Annotated in this window: 19 protein-coding genes and 3 pseudogenes; 5 read left to right on the forward strand and 17 right to left on the reverse strand. The window is 37.8% G+C overall.

Translation table 11 applies throughout. The annotated features are described in order from the left end of the window. The 16 genes and pseudogenes from LEP1GSC062_RS20610 to LEP1GSC062_RS19060 form a co-directional block, all read right to left on the reverse strand. A pseudogene (locus LEP1GSC062_RS20610) lies at positions 1-343 on the reverse strand (hypothetical protein); the annotation flags it as partial. 126 nt (positions 344-469) lie between these two features. Next, positions 470-814, reverse strand: coding sequence for a hypothetical protein (locus tag LEP1GSC062_RS19005; RefSeq protein ID WP_010578177.1), 345 nt, complete (start codon positions 812-814; stop codon positions 470-472). Between the two features lie 2 nt (positions 815-816). Then, the gene (locus LEP1GSC062_RS22505) at positions 817-1,419 is read right to left on the reverse strand and encodes a hypothetical protein (protein ID WP_244265132.1); all 603 of its coding nucleotides are present in this window, start codon (positions 1,417-1,419) and stop codon (positions 817-819) included. 22 nt (positions 1,420-1,441) lie between these two features. Next, the gene (locus LEP1GSC062_RS25110) at positions 1,442-1,669 is read right to left on the reverse strand and encodes a polymorphic toxin-type HINT domain-containing protein (protein ID WP_341853184.1); all 228 of its coding nucleotides are present in this window, start codon (positions 1,667-1,669) and stop codon (positions 1,442-1,444) included. Further along, complete coding sequence (locus LEP1GSC062_RS25370) at positions 1,651-1,773, reverse strand: hypothetical protein (RefSeq protein ID WP_279625793.1); 123 nt, start codon at positions 1,771-1,773, stop codon at positions 1,651-1,653. Before LEP1GSC062_RS25370 ends, LEP1GSC062_RS25110 begins: the two co-directional genes overlap by 19 nt. A gap of 92 nt (positions 1,774-1,865) precedes the next feature. Beyond that, entirely contained in the window at positions 1,866-2,066 is a 201-nt protein-coding gene (locus tag LEP1GSC062_RS24365; RefSeq protein ID WP_020985183.1) for a hypothetical protein, read from the reverse strand. Then, on the reverse strand, positions 2,063-2,578 hold the full coding sequence (locus LEP1GSC062_RS24370) for a hypothetical protein (RefSeq protein ID WP_208855154.1): 516 nt from the start codon (positions 2,576-2,578) through the stop codon (positions 2,063-2,065). The genes LEP1GSC062_RS24365 and LEP1GSC062_RS24370 overlap by 4 nt, the downstream gene beginning before the upstream one ends. Before the next feature lie 313 nt (positions 2,579-2,891). Further along, positions 2,892-3,785 (reverse strand): annotated as a pseudogene (locus LEP1GSC062_RS19025) (IS982 family transposase). Between the two features lie 458 nt (positions 3,786-4,243). Then, positions 4,244-5,248 carry a Hint domain-containing protein gene (locus tag LEP1GSC062_RS19030; protein WP_020985186.1) on the reverse strand — a complete coding sequence of 335 codons (1,005 nt, stop codon included), beginning with the start codon at positions 5,246-5,248 and terminating at the stop codon, positions 4,244-4,246. A 453-nt stretch (positions 5,249-5,701) separates the two neighbouring features. Next, on the reverse strand, positions 5,702-5,884 hold the full coding sequence (locus LEP1GSC062_RS23740; RefSeq protein ID WP_162142179.1) for a hypothetical protein: 183 nt from the start codon (positions 5,882-5,884) through the stop codon (positions 5,702-5,704). 284 nt (positions 5,885-6,168) lie between these two features. Beyond that, positions 6,169-6,498, reverse strand: a complete 330-nt coding sequence (locus tag LEP1GSC062_RS19045) for a hypothetical protein (RefSeq protein ID WP_051201266.1) — start codon at positions 6,496-6,498, stop codon at positions 6,169-6,171. Then, the gene (locus tag LEP1GSC062_RS25375; RefSeq protein WP_051201267.1) at positions 6,464-7,003 is read right to left on the reverse strand and encodes a Hint domain-containing protein; all 540 of its coding nucleotides are present in this window, start codon (positions 7,001-7,003) and stop codon (positions 6,464-6,466) included. The genes LEP1GSC062_RS19045 and LEP1GSC062_RS25375 overlap by 35 nt, the downstream gene beginning before the upstream one ends. Further along, positions 6,975-7,217, reverse strand: a complete 243-nt coding sequence (locus LEP1GSC062_RS25380; protein ID WP_279625794.1) for a Hint domain-containing protein — start codon at positions 7,215-7,217, stop codon at positions 6,975-6,977. Before LEP1GSC062_RS25380 ends, LEP1GSC062_RS25375 begins: the two co-directional genes overlap by 29 nt. 207 nt (positions 7,218-7,424) lie before the next feature. Beyond that, a pseudogene (locus LEP1GSC062_RS25385) lies at positions 7,425-7,595 on the reverse strand (TIGR04388 family protein); the annotation flags it as partial. Positions 7,596-7,722: 127 nt separating this feature from the next. After that, positions 7,723-8,340: a TIGR04388 family protein gene (locus LEP1GSC062_RS25120; RefSeq protein WP_020985192.1), complete on the reverse strand. Its 618-nt coding sequence runs from the start codon at positions 8,338-8,340 to the stop codon at positions 7,723-7,725. Between the two features lie 405 nt (positions 8,341-8,745). After that, positions 8,746-9,744 carry a DUF1016 N-terminal domain-containing protein gene (locus tag LEP1GSC062_RS19060; protein WP_078124703.1) on the reverse strand — a complete coding sequence of 333 codons (999 nt, stop codon included), beginning with the start codon at positions 9,742-9,744 and terminating at the stop codon, positions 8,746-8,748. Between the two features lie 309 nt (positions 9,745-10,053). Here LEP1GSC062_RS19060 and LEP1GSC062_RS19065 point away from each other — a divergent pair, with 309 nt between their 5' ends. Together LEP1GSC062_RS19065 and LEP1GSC062_RS19070 are read left to right on the forward strand one after the other, a co-directional pair. Beyond that, a complete protein-coding gene (locus LEP1GSC062_RS19065) occupies positions 10,054-10,674 on the forward strand; it encodes an LBL_2463 family protein (RefSeq protein WP_039942725.1) in 621 nt (206 codons plus the stop codon). 24 nt (positions 10,675-10,698) lie between these two features. Continuing rightward, entirely contained in the window at positions 10,699-11,598 is a 900-nt protein-coding gene (locus LEP1GSC062_RS19070; RefSeq protein ID WP_010578188.1) for an LIC10906 family membrane protein, read from the forward strand. Positions 11,599-11,603: 5 nt separating this feature from the next. Here the strand turns inward: LEP1GSC062_RS19070 and LEP1GSC062_RS19075 are convergent, their stop codons facing one another. Beyond that, entirely contained in the window at positions 11,604-11,987 is a 384-nt protein-coding gene (locus LEP1GSC062_RS19075; RefSeq protein WP_020985190.1) for a hypothetical protein, read from the reverse strand. 250 nt (positions 11,988-12,237) lie between these two features. Here LEP1GSC062_RS19075 and LEP1GSC062_RS25125 point away from each other — a divergent pair, with 250 nt between their 5' ends. From LEP1GSC062_RS25125 to LEP1GSC062_RS19090, 3 genes are all read left to right on the forward strand, one after another. Next, positions 12,238-12,429, forward strand: a complete 192-nt coding sequence (locus LEP1GSC062_RS25125; protein ID WP_010578190.1) for an LIMLP_19325 family protein — start codon at positions 12,238-12,240, stop codon at positions 12,427-12,429. 21 nt (positions 12,430-12,450) lie between these two features. Then, positions 12,451-13,587, forward strand: a complete 1,137-nt coding sequence (locus LEP1GSC062_RS19085; RefSeq protein WP_020985195.1) for a helix-turn-helix domain-containing protein — start codon at positions 12,451-12,453, stop codon at positions 13,585-13,587. 311 nt (positions 13,588-13,898) lie between these two features. Then, positions 13,899-15,236 (forward strand): DDE-type integrase/transposase/recombinase, encoded by a 1,338-nt coding sequence (locus tag LEP1GSC062_RS19090; RefSeq protein WP_155827720.1) that lies wholly within the window; start codon positions 13,899-13,901, stop codon positions 15,234-15,236. The last annotated feature ends 286 nt before the right edge of the window (positions 15,237-15,522 follow it).

A 15,522-nucleotide genomic window follows, 5' to 3' on the forward strand; every position in this document is an offset into this window, starting at 1 on the left:
GTGCCATCTGTTTCACCTGGCCCTGCGCCCACGCCTGCGGACTCATTCCGCCTAACGCTACACTCTTGATCAAATCTACTACCATGCCCGCGCTCTGAGATTGGCTTTGGGCGCTCTGCGACGCCGCGCTGACATTGTCGCTGTCACGTGCATCCGCGTTATTCGCGCTTGTGTATTTAGGGGCTAGTAGATAGGAATTAGGGGTTAGGAAAGAGGGCGGCTTTCGGAGAAAGTATCTTTCGTATTTTAAGGTTCTATTGTATTCTACTTTGCTGATTCGTTTCCCTTTCTCCGAAACCGGGCTCTCGGGTAACTCAATGTTTCTTCCTGCGGGTCGAAACATAATGGTCAATAAATTGAAAGATACGATCGATATGATTAATATTGCCCTCAGTCCCAATTTATTGACCACGCTTCGATCCCTGCCGCGGGAAATGTTTAATGTGAACTCTGTTTAACATACGATGATCTACGAGATATCTATATCCCATACGCTTATAACTTTCCTGGCTTGCTCAACTATTAAATCCCATTGCGGATCTAATAAGATCTCAGTATCTTCTTTGTCACCTTCATCGTAAGACTCCAGCAATTCCTTTAAACTAATCAATGATTCTCTTAATTTACTGCCTTTATAATTTTTAATATTATCGACAAATTCCTCAAAGTTGTTGTCGTCAAAAAGCCTGCACATGAGCTCTACGTATGACGATATATGCTCATGATTCTTACCAAACCAATACTGTTTTTGCTTTTCCTTATCAGAAAGCTCAAGTATATCTTTATAAATATTTTCTAAATTTGTCTTATTCATTTTTAAAATTTTGGCATTTTACTCATATCAAATTTATCAAGAGGAATATGAGCCGCAGGGTCATCTGCATTCTTCAATGGATTCCCATTCATATCATATGCTTGACCATCTTTCTTAAAAACAACATAAGGATTTCGCTGCGCAGGATTTGGACTGTTGGGGTTTCCAGGCATTTCTCTTATGCTATTATGAGGATTGCTTGGGTCCTTAAATAATACACCCCCGCCTTTTTTACTTGGAGTAGCAACCCATCCTTCAGGCAAAGAGTGTGATATCTTACCTAGAGATACATTATCACTCCCCTTCACCCAATTCTTGACACCACTACCAAATAAACTCAAGGCTTCTTTAAATCTACCACTTCGAATCAGCTCCGAAGCTACCTTTAAACCGCTCACACCGAGTTTTATCGGAGCCATCGCAATATCAGGAGGACAACCGTTCTTGCAGGCTGCATCAATATACGCAGCAACATCAAAAACCGCATCCATGGTTCCATCAACGGGACGATTACCGATCTCTATTAATTTTCTCGCTGCCTCTATCTCCGCTTCGGAAGCTCCTGGCATATACTTCAAAAGCGCGTTAAACGCTTCTAACGACATACTAGGACCCGTAACCACACAATCATTGTGAACTAAAATCCCATCCTTCACCGACGTAATACGAATGAGCGTCCTCAACTTCAAAGTTGTAAACTGTAGTTGTTCTTTCGGATATTGTAATCGATTCAATCTCTAATGTTTTCTCATTCGAAAGAACAGAAGCCTCTCCCGATCTTAAATCCTTAGCAGGAACCCAGTATAACTTCGTATAATGTATGCTATACGAAGTTATTACGTCGTTTTGATAGATATTAAATCCACCGCTTGCCGTGTAATTGCCGCTGCCTTGTTTGGTAGTTGATAACCTAAAACGTTCCCTTCGGTAATCCAGTGTTCCGGAAAGTTTACATTCATTGTTTACGCCAACTCCGCTTCCAGGTTGAAAGCTAAGGCCTCCTGTTAAACCGACTCCTTTACGTAGGGGTTAGTGAATAGGAAGTTAGGGGTTAGGAAAGAGGGCGGCTTCGGAGAAAGGTCGTTTCGTATTTTAAGGTTCTATTGTATTCTACATTGCTGATTCGTTTCTCTTTCTCCGAAACCGGGCTCTCGGCTCCGGTCAATAAATTGAAAGATAATATCGATATGAAAAGTAATACTCTCATTCCCAATTTATTGACCACGCCTCCATCCCTGCCGCGGAGTTTCACAGAAAAATTCCGATCCTTTTCAATTGTTCTTTAGGATCCCAGTTTGGTGGGGGATCGGTAACTCCATAATCTTGCCAAGGCATTCCTTGTGAAATCCACCATTTACGATATCGGGCCTGTTGCTCTTTTCCTTCTCCTTCAGGTGTAGCATCCGTATATCCAAATTGAATTCCGCAACAGGGACAAATCCCAAAGGAAGGATTAAGACCTTCCCAAGGTAAGAAATCCAATTCAAAACCACAAACAGGACAAAGATATTCGACTCTGTAATCTACCATGGTTTTACTCCTTGATTGATCGGAGCCCAGTTCATTTCTGCATTGTAGAATAGATTCAATAATCTCTTTTTCATTCAAGTATCCTGATATTTTCTTACGTTCCTCTAAAAAAGGAGAATACCATACCACTCTATCAAACAATTTTACTAAACTCTGCATCGTTTGTTCAGATAAGTTAGATTTCTCTAGTTTAAAATTAAATAAATCCTCATATTTTCTACAAAATTCTTCCACATCTTTTTCCTGATTCGAGAATTCATCTATCAATTTAAAAATTGAATTAAAACTTTCCTCCATATTATTTTATACTTTTATAGAGAACATGCTCTATCACTCCCGAAGTTTCATTGACCAAAACTTCCAAATATCCTGATGAGCTATTAAAGTTAGCTGGAGATGAATACATAAATCTACCTGCTACCCCTTGGGGATCTGAAATCCTAGTACCACTGCCTACAGTTTGAAGGATAGATTGTATCGGGATATAGTTTCTTTGATCATTTAATTGTTTCAAAACGGTTTGCGTTGTATTTAACGTGAGTTCGGCCTAAGGAGAGAGTAAAAGTTGTAAATTGTCTTTGGATCTCAAATTCAAAGAAGGTTTTTTTGGAAAAAATGAAAATGCAACTAACCCACTTAATAAATTAACAGCCCAATTGAAAAAGCTTCGATGTCTAGTATGTTGAATCTGACAGATATTTTTGAGTTCATCATTTACGGATTCAATGATAGCTCTTTTTCTTAAAAGAATTTTATCAACTAAGGGCATTCATTTATTTTTCATATTCTTTTTAAGTTTTGTAATGAGTTGAATTCCCTTTTCATAAAGACTTTCAAACAAAGACTGACTGATATAACCTCTATCTCCGAAAAGTTTATCGTGAATATTCTTAACAAGTGGAAAAATCACTTTCGAATTCCTGTCGTCGACGTTTCCAGGAGTAATCATAAATGATAATATTTCACCTTGATCATTTACGATTAAATGCAATTTAAAGCCATAAAACCAGCCTGTGCTTGATTTCCCTCGTTGTGCAGTATCTTTAAATACTTTATGAGAATGGATTCTTCTGTTGTCGCATACTTTGAGAATCGTAGAATCAATGAACGATATTCCCGAACATTTTCCCAGACAAGAATTTGATAGAAAGGAAGCTATGACAGATAACGCGTTAGGCATCAGTTCAACAAAACGATTGTAACTTACCGCTTTTGGAAATTCCGATTTTAAATTCTTTTTTATTTCTATCAGATAACAATTTTTAAATTCTCTATAATGAGAAAGATGAAAACAGACAACAATCGTTGCTACTTCACTCAGGCTTAACTGAAATTTTCGGTTTCTTTTTCGAACCACCGGACTCAATATTTTCATGTTCCAGTTTATTTTTTGTTGTGTACAATAATCGTCTATGGCACAAAATATCTCTGTCAGATCCATATTTAACCCCTTTTTTGCTGAAAATACGGTTCAATATGTGATCTGGCGCTTTTCTGTACAAGATTTTTCTCTTTTTTCCTCCTTAGGCCGAACTCACGTTATTTAAAGTTCCTTGCTGAGAAACAAGATTTTCTAATATTCTAATCCTTTGTGTGTCGTTAGAAAAATTACTTAGGTTATTAACTATTCCTGAATTTAGATTCGGACTCAATCCCAACAAACTGCCCAAAGTAGGAAACTTGTCCGCAAGCTTAATAGCCAATGGAAGCATTGCCTCAGGAAGCGCAAAGTCCACCTAAAAATCGCTAACCCACCCGCAAGCGCGGCAGCAGTTCCCTTTTGGGCTCCTTCTGACAAAGTACTTAATACTTGAGATGTACAGGCTGCATCGCCTTTACATTGACTTAAAACTATCGCTGCTTCACCAAAAGCGCCACCGCAGCCTACTTCGTTGTGAACTAAAATCCCAACTTCACCCACGTAGTAGTCGTGATCATTATCGACTGTGAATTGTAAACCGTCTCGTCTCTCTCTTCTACTTGAATAAAACCGATACGGAGAAGTTTACCTTCTTTCGTAAAAGTAACGTCACCCACTTTTAAGTCCTTAGCATCCACCCACTCCGAATTCAATTTCGTAGGACTGTTAGCGGAAGAATACTCCGGAAACAATCTTCTAAATGGGTGATTCCAAGTTGTCTCTACTCGCGTGCCATTTTCAAAAGGAAGAATATAGATCTCATCGGTATCTTTTACAAACGTCGCACTAACAAGGTGATATCCCTGTTCCCCACTCTCCTCATCCCAAGACAACACTTGGTCACCAACTTTCACTTCCTCAATCTTCTTTGTACCGGTAGCCGTATGCACTAACGTCCCAGCGGTAAAACAAGTCCTTGGAACAAACTCACCTTGCGCGTTTAGATAACCTTCTCCACTCGAATTAAATAAACCTAATGAACCTCCGAACATATCTCCCAAGCTACCAAACACTTGAGAAGGCAAATCCAAACGACTTCCACCTACTCCGCTGTTCTCCAATTTGTATTTGTCAAACACTGCCTGGTCGCTCAAGCCTTCGTAACCGGGTTTAGTGCGTTGTGCATCCAGCCATTCCTGGCGTTTCTCTGCTAACTTCTCTGCGGATGCTGCTGCGTTAGCTGCCGCGTTCTCTTGAGCTACAGAATTGTTGTAGTCGTTTTGAAAGTTTTGATTGATTCCGATCGGATCAAAAGTGTGCGTATTGAAGTTGTATCCGAGTGATAATACGTCCGCTCCTCGGAATTGATTGTGCAAAGAAAGTAAACCGTCGCTTCCGATGTTCAGGGAATAACCTTGCAGTCTGTTTAAGAAGGAACTTCCATCTTTGTTGTAGTTCAATCCCACACTAGTATATCCGCTGTTACTCGCACTTAACGAAATTCCAGTGGATGCATTTCCGTTTTGAATAGATATTAAATCCACCGCTTGCCGTGTAATTGCCGCTTCCCGTTTGGTAGTTGATTCCTAAGAACGTTCCTTTTGGTAATCCAAGTGTGTTCCCGGGAAAGTTTACGTTTAGGTTCACTCCAACTTCCACTTCCAGGTTGAAAGCTTAGTCCTCCCGTTAAACCGACTCCTTTTAATAATCCAGAAGTTCCTTGGAAGGATCCCGAGATTCCTCCTCCCCCATCCTCCCGCTACAGCGTCTTCTCCTGTGAACAAAGTTACCTGTACGATGTGGAGTCCAACTTACATATCCTGTAAATGCGGAACCTGCTCCCGCTGTNATCGTNGATATCGCTGCGTTAGCCGCTCCCGCTATCGCGCCGTTGTTTCCTCCGCCCGTTTCGCCTGCTACGTATGCTTGCACTCCTGCGTTCGCTGCTGTGATTGCTGCTGCCGCCACATACGTTTTTAGGGGCTAGTGGATAGGGTTTAGGGGTTAGGAAAGAGGGCGGCTTTTCGGAGAAAATGTCTTTCGTATTTGAGTAGTTCGTTATATTCTACTTTGCTATTTTGTTCTACTTTCTCCGAAGCCGGGCTCTCGGCTCCGGTCAATAAATTGAAAGATACGATCGATATGAAAAGCATCACCCTCAGTCCCAATTTATTGACCACGCCTCCATCCCTGCCGCGGGAAATAAGACACTTTACTTTTTCCCAACCAATTTTTCCATAGCAAGATCNATTCCATATTTAAAACTTTTTAAGTCTATTTTTCTTATTATCATATCTTCATTAAGTTCTCCATTTGGAAACTCCATTTGCAGATTCTCAATTCCTTGATCTTGATTAATCAAAGCAACAAATTTCTCTCGATAATAGATTTCGGCTATTAGCTTTTCATATTCGATATCACTCACGATCAAAACTTTTATATCACTATCCAAAATTTACCCTCCTCAAGGATCCAGAAAGCCTCTAAATGATCCGTCTTCATTATAGCGAACTCCGCGTTTTGTAATATTATCAATAATATCCTGACCACCAAATTTATTTGGCCGAATGATTTTGTCAGGACTTTGAAGAATCCCCTGTAATACTTTTTCTCCTTGTGTATTTCTTTCTGAAGGAGACCCAGATGATACTGGAAAAACACTTCCTTCGCGATCACCGTGTTTTTGTAAAGCTCGGCCTGCTTTTGTTAAACCATTTCTATCAAGCTCATTTCCTGCATTTATTAATTCTTTAATAGATTTAGTTCCAAGGGGCGTAGAGATATATTTTATCAAAGAACTTCTGAATATCATTCGAGTTCATAGGGTTCAGACCCTGTCTGCGCATCTGTTCCGCTTCGTTTTGAGTTAACGACGGATCTCGAGGTAGTGCAGGTAATTCAGGCTTGTTCTCATTCGGATTACCATTGCTGTTAATAACTCCTCCACAGTTATTACTCGAACAATAAGCAATACCTGCTGTCACAAGTGCATGAAGAATTCGTGCACCGAGTGGGATCGCGTAATTGTGAACCAACACACCCCCCTTACCTACATAGTAAGAATGAGTCTCTTCAATCTCTAAGTTGTAAACAGAAGTCGTCGACACAGAGTAAGCTGATATCTTTGTAATAGGAACAGAAGAACCGTCCTTCAGCAAAACAATATCTCCGACTTTTAAATCCTTCACCTGAACCCAAGATCTTTCGTTCACTAACCAAAACGGATGATTCCAAGTTGTATGAAACGTCTCTTGAAAGTTCACCTCCACATCAAAAAAGATGATTGATATCGTGAACAAAAAGTTCCGTTACAGCCTTGTAACTAACTTCCCCGCTCTCCTCATCCCAAGACAACACTTGGTCACCAACTTTCACTTCCTCAATCTTCTTTGTCCCACTCTTGGTATGAACTAACGTCCCCGCGGTAAAACAAGTCCTTGGAACAAACTCACCTTGAGAGTTTAGATAACCTTCCCCACTCGAATTAAATAAACCTAATGAACCTCCGAACATATCTCCCAAGCTACCAAACACTTGAGAAGGTAAATCCAAACGACTGCCACCTACTCCGCTGTTCTCCAATTTGTATTTGTCAAACACTGCTTGGTCGCTCAAGCCTTCGTAACCAGGTTTGGTTCGTTGCTGATCCAGCCATTCTTGTCTCTTCTCTGCTAACTTCTCTGCCGATGCTGCTGCGTTAGCCGCCGCGTTCTCTTGAGTTACCGAGTTGTTGTAATCGTTTTGAAAGTTTTGATTGATTCCGATCGGATCAAAAGTGTGCGTATTGAAGTTGTATCCAAGGCTCAATACATCCGCTCCTCGGAATTGATTGTGTAAACTCAGTAAGCCGTCGCTTCCGATGTTCAGGGAATAACCTTGCAGTCTGTTTAAGAAAGAACTTCCGTCTTTGTTGTAGTTGAGTCCAACGCTCGTATATCCGCTGTTACTCGCTACTTAACGAAATTCCAGTGGAAGAATTTACCGTTTTGGTAGATATTTAAATCCACCGCTTGCCGTGTTAGTTGCCGCTTCCCGTTTGGTAGTTGACTCCTAAGAACGTTCCTTTCGGTAATCCAAGTGTTCCCGGAAAGTTTACGTTTAGGTTCACTCCAACTCCACTTCCAGGTTGAAAGCTTAGTCCTCCCGTTAAACCGACTCCTTTTAATAATCCAGAAGTTCCTTGGAAGGATCCCGAGATTCCTCCTCCCCATCCTCCCGCTACAGCGTCTTCTCCTGTGAACAAGTTACCTGTACGATGTGGAGTCCAACTTACATATCCTGTAAATGCGGAACCTGCTCCCGCTGTAATCGTAGATATCGCTGCGTTAGCCGCTCCCGCTATCGCGCCGTTGTTTCCTCCGCCCGTTTCGCCTGCTACGTATGCTTGCACTCCTGCGTTCGCTGCTGTGATTGCTGCTGCCGCCACATACGTTTTAGGGGTTAGTGAATAGGAATTAGGGGTTAGGAAAGAGGGCGGCTTTCGGAGAAAGGTCGTTTCGTATTTTAAGGTTCCATTGTATTCTATATTGCTGATTCGTTTCTCTTTCTCCGAAACCGGGCTCTTCGCTTCAATCTGCAAAGCAACATGAAGTATTATCGTAAATATGAATATGATTCTATTTATTGCATGTTGCATTGCAGTATTTTCGCTTCGATCCCTGCCGCTTTGTGAGTCGATGTTTCACTGTGGTTCAAGTGAAATTCCAGAGTGCGACCCATGGAATCTGTTGAATTCAGAGTCGGGTACTGAATTAATTTCGTTTGTAGAGAAAGATCGTTCCTTTATTCCAGTGAACACACGCCACACTAAATTATCCCGCGTTGTGGGTCTATGTTATTTCTTTTCTTCTTTTGGATCTCTCTTACTCAAAGAAAATCGTTTTCAAAGAACATGCTTTTGATCTCTTCGCACCGCCGGTGCAGTCGAGCTTGGTTCTCGAAAAAACTCCGAGATTTCAGACCAATGAGTAAAATATGAAGGGATTCTAATCTTTTACAATCATTTTTAATTCTTTTCGATTCAATAAAAATTTCATCACCTTTAACTAATCTCAGCTAATTCCTGATTTAAATAAATACCTATCGTAAAAATATCTACGGGATCCTGGATTTTCTTTTTTGAATACAAAACTTCTCCAACGTATCTTCCATAAACATCTTTGGATCTGCTTCTAACGATCACCTTAGTCTTTAAAGGCAATCTCTTCTTTAAAGACTCAAAATTATCTTCCCCTTCAGGCGAACCCAATTCAGCAGACCAAACATTGTGCAAACGGATTCTTTGTCTGGTTATCACGTTAAAACCTAATTCAAATTTGGCTAAGATCGTATCCCCATCAATAACACGCTCTATTTCACCAAAGTAAAAGTAGAGTTCCGAAACATGAACCAATTTTGAATTTGACAAATTCCAACTTCCATTTTGTTTCTCGATTTGTATGATGTCGCCAACTTTGAATTTACCTATAAAACGCGAACTCGGTAATTCGTAATAACAGTAAAAACCCAAATCAATTAACAACGTCCCTTTTTCCTTACATACATCCTTAATTTTATAATTCCAAAGAACTCCCTCCGGACGCCTCCATCTCAAAGTGGGAGCTTTTCTCAATTCATTTAAATCCCTGATTCGAAAGGACAAATCATCACGATTCCAATTTCTTTCGATCGCCTCTTTCATTAGCTTCTCTCGAATATTTACATCCGCAATAGAAGACAAAATACGATAATGACTCCAGCTTAACCTAACATCGATTTTACTATTTCCGTAAATTTCATAAAACTTACGCGCATAAAAAAGATTGCGTTCCGAAAAACCTCTCTTGAGATGTTTTTGTAACTCCTTTGAAATTGATTTCATCCAACTACCTGTTGACCTTTCTTGTTCTGTGGCTTTTCGTTCCACAGTTTGCAAAATCCTTCCAATCTCTCGATTGGCTTCTAATACTTCCGAATTGCCGTTCAATGAGCTTTGAAGACGCATCTCTTCGTATGCTTTCAATATCTTAGATATGACTTTATTTAATTCGGTGCGCTTCAAGGGTTTACTCTGTATTCAGTAATACTAAATTAGAATTCTACTTCTTTTTTCGTCTTGTTTGTTTTAGATAAATAACGTTATTGTTTTTTGTCAGTAGTTATCTCTAACACAAATTCCGAATATTCTTCCGAAGGGATAAAAAATCGGCTTTGGATCGGTCTATTCTAATACTCTGTTTTTAAATCCTTGTTTGGGACGTACGTCGTTAGAATTTCCTATTTATTGCAAACGAACTTTTTTCAAATGTCCCAACCACATTTCAAATTTAAATGATTGATCTTTTTATTATAATATGACATAATTTTAAATATGTCACTTACAATACAAAAAACAAAACCAGCTAATAAATTTCACGTAATCCGATTATCTGGATTGGAAAACCAAGAGGAATTATATCACGTTAAAAAATTTGCCAGCGATGTTTTCAATAACTTCGGATATACAAAATCTTTATATACCGCAGTGGACATGGATCTTTGGTCAACTTGGTTCTATGTCCGTGAGGGATCAGAAATTTTAGCCGCTATGCGAATTGTAGAAAAAAAACCGAATAATCTCATTCCTTTGGAATTAGGAATTATTAAAGGTAGCGATCCTATCCAAAGATATGCAGTAATTGGCGACAATATCGCAGATTGGAATTCTGTAAGTTTCGTTCTATCTATAAAAGGATCTTGGGCAGCATTAGCAACCTTTCAAGCAGCTGCTCAGTATTGTATTGATAAAAATTTTGATATGGTCTACGGGTTTTATCACAAAAAAGTAAATTCTATCGTTAAACTTTATACTTCAATAGGTGCAATCCCATCTAAAAAATACGGAAAAGAAATTTACTTTCCGGAATGTTATTTTCAAGGAGAGTTAGTCTATCTTACACCAATCGAAATTTCTAAAGACGCTTTACAAAAAATTAAGACAAGATCATGGTGACATGGAAATATCCGTGTCACAAATATGTCAATATTTTTTACTCTTTTAACTTCATCTTTGATATTCGGTTTTGGATATTACATAAAGAAACTCAGTAATCCACTTATTGAAGTAAGGCGAAATTTTTTCTATTTAACCGTTTCCGTTGGGTTATGGACTTTATTTTCGGGATGCAGGCAATTTATTCCTTATAGCATTCGTCTCTACGCTCCCAATTGGATTTTGATTTCAGTTATTTTCGCTCCTTATTTTTTGTCTAAAATAGTTAATAAACTTATCAATGAAAATTACAATACTTCTTATTTTCGAAAAGCTATAGAAATTTGTCTGATTTCATATTTAGTCTTTTCAGCTCTTTGTTTTAATTTGATTAAAATCATTGATATTAATACTTTAGCTTACGAACCTAAACTAGCTTACCATATACTGATCCTTTATTCTATTCTTTGGATTTCTGAAAGTATTTTTAAACTTGCAAAACGTTTAATAGACTCCGATGGAATGATTCGTGTTCGATTATCTCTAATGTCATTCGGAATTACTTCAGCGTTCTTAATTATCATTCCTTTAGTTTGGATTTTACCATTCTTTGAAATATATCTAGGATCTTATGCTTTTATTGGTACTATGATTTGTATAGGATTCTGGGGAGTGGCAATCCTACACTATGATGCCTTTCAAACTAGACTAGAAATTTTTTCCGGGAAACAAGTACCTATACTTAATAGAATCACTCTTAATCCAATACTCAAATTATATTCTATACTTGACCCTGAAGAATTTGAGATGAAAAGATTAAATGCAAATTCGGTCCTTGCCAAAGAAGTTTTAGACACTGCTTTCGACTGGTTTTTTAAAGCCAACATACCATTTCAAGCAACCGCCCGAAAAATCGCGATTAAGTATGATAAATATTTAAAGTAATCTATTTATTTTTTAAATTTGGATTCAGATAATTTATAGATTCGATTGATTATTCCTATAATCATTTTCTGATCTTCTTGGTGTATCTTTATAAACTTATCCATTACTTCCGCTAAACCGGGAATTTTTAATATATTTCGAATTATTAATTTCTCTTTGTCATTTCCGGGTTCTTCTTCAAACCAAAATTCACCTTTACCTTCCATAATCCAAACAGCAGATACTTTTGTTTTCATTTGAAAAAGTTCCGCATACGTCCAAGTAAATTCTGTTTCTCCATTCAATAATCTGGAGGCGTTTGACGGATGAATCCTTAAAATATCGGCTAAACCTTTTCTGTTAATTTTTAAGGTGTTACATGCTTCTTGTAATCTTTCGAATTTTTCCATATTTTTTATCGTGCAATTTGCATTTTTTAATTGACTTATGTGTATATTGCTTTAGTGCTTATACTCGCATTCCAATTAGAGATAACTACTCAACTAAGAAGGATTCGATCAAGCAAAATCTTTACAGTCTTTGAATACAAAAATAGATGCAATTCTTTAGATACTGTTTTAGTGGACGTATGCCAAAAAACGTTGGGTTTTTTATCATTCCGATGGTTTGCCATGTCAAAAACCAAAATAAGGACTAACCATGATAATTAACTATTTTAAAATAGAACCATTGAACATCAACAAATCGAAGTTAGACGAATATGAAAAATACTTCGGCAATACTTTATATAAAGTGAACCATGAGACCATACTGAAATTCGCAAGTTTTCGCTACCAGAACAAGACACACCTTGAAAGGATCCTGGCTAACGATCTAACCAACAAAGCGTAAAAGATAATTAGATAAAACTTTATGAATACAGCCGAAATTTTCAATTATAAAAGTTTTCTACAATTGGGTATCCTCTATTTCCATGCCTTTGGTGTTGGTATCGGTTTAATTTTAGGATTTTCGAAACTTTTTTCGGGTGATAATTTTAACAAATCTTACGGCACGGTTTTATATTCAACGGTACTCTTTCTGATTTTAAATAACGGTATCCTTATCGATCAAGGAACTTTACGAAACGAAAGTAGAATTTTATTCGGTTTTTATTACGGTCTAGTTTTATATTCCAGTTTGGCTGTTTGCGTTTGTTTCAAGTATGTATTAGGATCTTTTGATAATCCCTGGTTGTATTGCAAAAGACTTTTAGGGACGATTCCTATTACGATTTTACTTTCTTATTTTATTCCCGATCTTTACTTTATATCATTTGTAGATATTTTAGGATTTGTTATTTCAATTTTTACTTTTATTTGGTCTTTGAGTAGGGTTTTAAATACTAACAAATCTATTTTACATTATAATCTTCCCTTTCTATCTTTCTTAATCTCTATTTGTTTTGTTTTTGATTTCTTTGGTTCTATTTTTTTTAAGAAAGAGTGTTTATTCTTTGCGGAATTGATTTCCGGATCTGTGATATGTTACTCGGTTATTTTAGAACGTTTTTTTCCTTTTTTATTTGGCAAGGTTAAAGTCTCAGGCGCGAACATAGACAAAGAAATTGAATCCGAAACCATTCCAACTCCAGAAGTCAAAGAAACAAAAAAATATAAATATCCGCCTAGAGATTTGTTAGAGGGTACTGATTTAGAAAAAGTTAAAATCAAACTGAATCAATTTATAACTTCCAAAGGTTTTATAGACGAGGAACTTAGACTTCCGGATTTTGCCAGTGACTTAGGTCTTTCCACTCACCAAGCTTCTTACTACCTAAACAAATATCTAAGTAAGAGTTATAATGATTTTCTGAATTTTCATAGAATCAATGAAGTTATGATTATGATGAAAAATAAATCTCATTTCAATCTTTTAAATATCGCTCTCGAATGCGGTTTCAATTCCGCTTCTTCGTTTCACAGGGCTTGTATTAAGTTTACCGGGAAATCCCCGCGTGATCTTAGAAATTATATTCAGTTAAATTCTAATAAAGGCGTAGATTCTTAAATTATAAAGTCTTCATTTACTCTTTTATGATACGATGTGTCTCTTCATATCCCCTGCACGGTTCTTGTTGGAAATTTTTTGAAAAGTCTGGATATCCAGACATTCCTTTTGAACTTTCACAGAGAAGGTGCAGCCCATTTCAATGAAAAAGAAACGAATATGGAATCATTTTTCAACAACTCTACTTAGTATTTTTTGATATACGAATATTTTATTCAAGCCACAGTATCGCCAATTTTTGTAAAAAGTAAAACTAAGTCCCGGTGAAAATGATGGTTTCATTTTTAAAATTAGTATATCATATTATTTTTATGTTCTTTTTATTTTTTTACTTTACAAAACTTCCCCCAAAATTGTTTCTTTGCAAAATCATGAAAACCAAAAACTCATATCACACCGCGCTTGTACTCAAGGCGCAACTGGGAATGTTATCTAAACAGGAAAGATCCCGTATTCCGGACTCGACTTTCTCCGATTGGAAAAAACGAAATCTCTCTTTAGTTGTCGGGTTTACCGAAGACGATCCCGTGCATTTTAAAGAAGACGTCTACAGAAAGATTTCGGAAAGTAAAACATTCAAAAAAACTCTTTCCGCTCTTCTTGTTGTTTTTCAATTCTACTTCTCCTTAACGGAAAATATGCGAGGGAAAAGAAGAATTTGGAACGAACAAAAGAAAAACATCGTTTCCATTGTTACAAGGATCTCTCCTCTCATCGGTATCAAAGCCGCCTGCAAGCTTTTGAAGATCTCTTCACAACGTTTCTATCGTTGGAAAAACGAGGTTCATTGTTTCACTTCTACTTTTAATCTTTGTAGAAAATTGCATCCTAAACAACTTACTTCCAAAGAGCAAACGATCATCGCCAAGTATTTAAAAAAGCCGGAGTTGCAACATTGGCCTCTCAGGTCCGTCTTCTATCAAATGTTAAACGACTCGAAGGCTTTCCTAAATTTAAGCACCTTTTACAAGTATGCTCGGGTCTTAAGACCCGATTTCAAACGTTTCCGAAAACCGAAACAAAGAATCGGCATTCGTGCTTCTTCTCCTTTAACTCTTCTTCATATGGATACGACCATCTTACGAGTGCAAGACGGTTCTAAAGCTTACATCCATTTCATCATGGACAATTTTTCCCGTACTATTCTCGGATGGAAAGCTTCTTTAGAATGGAACGCAAAGAATACGGTTTCAAATCTGAAAGAAGTTTGCGAAAAATTCAATCTCTTTCACAAACCAATCCGTCTGCTCTGCGATGACGGTTCCGAAAATCAAGGCGAGGTCAACGGTTTCTTAGACCAGCCTAGTCTATTCATCGAAAAACTTACCGCTCAGGTCGACATCTCCTACTCGAACAGTATGATCGAAGCCGTGAACAAGAAAATGAAATATGAATTTCTGTTTCCTAAAAATCCTGTTTCTTTTGAGGAAGTGATCGACACTCTCAAAGCTGCGGTTCCAGAATACAACTCTCGTCCAAGCGGTGTCTTGTTCGGTTTCTCGCCGGATCAAGTTTTAAACGGCGCTATTCCCGACAAACATCGTTTTGTCGAGAATATCAAAGAGGCCGCCGCAAAACGGCCTAAAGTCAACAAACAAAATCTTTGTGATCCTTGCTCTGATCAATCTACTATTCCAAAAAAGATATAGCAGATATCTGTTTTTCACATTCAAGCACCGGCTAACTTCAATTAGTCGGTGTCTCTTTTTTTTATTCGGATTTTCAATTCATTTCCATCTTAGCATTTCTCCTTTTCAAGCAGCATTACGGTTTTCCGGAGCCCGCTTTCTTCCTTTGGTGTGGGTTCTGCACCGGAGAAAGGTCGTTTCGTATTTTAAGGTTCTATTGTATTCTATATTGCTGATTCGTTTCCCTTTCTCCGAAACCGGGCTCTCGGCTCCGGTCAATAAATTGAAAGATAATATCGATATACAA

The sequence above is a fragment of the Leptospira alexanderi serovar Manhao 3 str. L 60 genome (genome assembly GCF_000243815.2).
Lineage (GTDB): Bacteria > Spirochaetota > Leptospiria > Leptospirales > Leptospiraceae > Leptospira > Leptospira alexanderi.

What these genes read in the sequence shown, in the direction of transcription:
- LEP1GSC062_RS19005 (WP_010578177.1), bottom strand. Translation starts at nt 814, where the DNA reads ATGAATAAGACAAATTTAGAAAATATTTATAAAGATATACTTGAGCTT.
- LEP1GSC062_RS22505 (WP_244265132.1), bottom strand. Translation starts at nt 1,419, where the DNA reads ATGTCGTTAGAAGCGTTTAACGCGCTTTTGAAGTATATGCCAGGAGCT.
- LEP1GSC062_RS25370 (WP_279625793.1), bottom strand. Translation starts at nt 1,773, where the DNA reads ATGAATGTAAACTTTCCGGAACACTGGATTACCGAAGGGAACGTTTTA.
- LEP1GSC062_RS25380 (WP_279625794.1), bottom strand. Translation starts at nt 7,217, where the DNA reads ATGTTCGGAGGTTCATTAGGTTTATTTAATTCGAGTGGGGAAGGTTAT.
- LEP1GSC062_RS25120 (WP_020985192.1), bottom strand. Translation starts at nt 8,340, where the DNA reads ATGCAACATGCAATAAATAGAATCATATTCATATTTACGATAATACTT.
- LEP1GSC062_RS19065 (WP_039942725.1), top strand. Translation starts at nt 10,054, where the DNA reads ATGTCACTTACAATACAAAAAACAAAACCAGCTAATAAATTTCACGTA.
- LEP1GSC062_RS19070 (WP_010578188.1), top strand. Translation starts at nt 10,699, where the DNA reads ATGTCAATATTTTTTACTCTTTTAACTTCATCTTTGATATTCGGTTTT.
- LEP1GSC062_RS19075 (WP_020985190.1), bottom strand. Translation starts at nt 11,987, where the DNA reads ATGGAAAAATTCGAAAGATTACAAGAAGCATGTAACACCTTAAAAATT.
- LEP1GSC062_RS25125 (WP_010578190.1), top strand. Translation starts at nt 12,238, where the DNA reads ATGATAATTAACTATTTTAAAATAGAACCATTGAACATCAACAAATCG.
- LEP1GSC062_RS19085 (WP_020985195.1), top strand. Translation starts at nt 12,451, where the DNA reads ATGAATACAGCCGAAATTTTCAATTATAAAAGTTTTCTACAATTGGGT.
- LEP1GSC062_RS19090 (WP_155827720.1), top strand. Translation starts at nt 13,899, where the DNA reads ATGTTCTTTTTATTTTTTTACTTTACAAAACTTCCCCCAAAATTGTTT.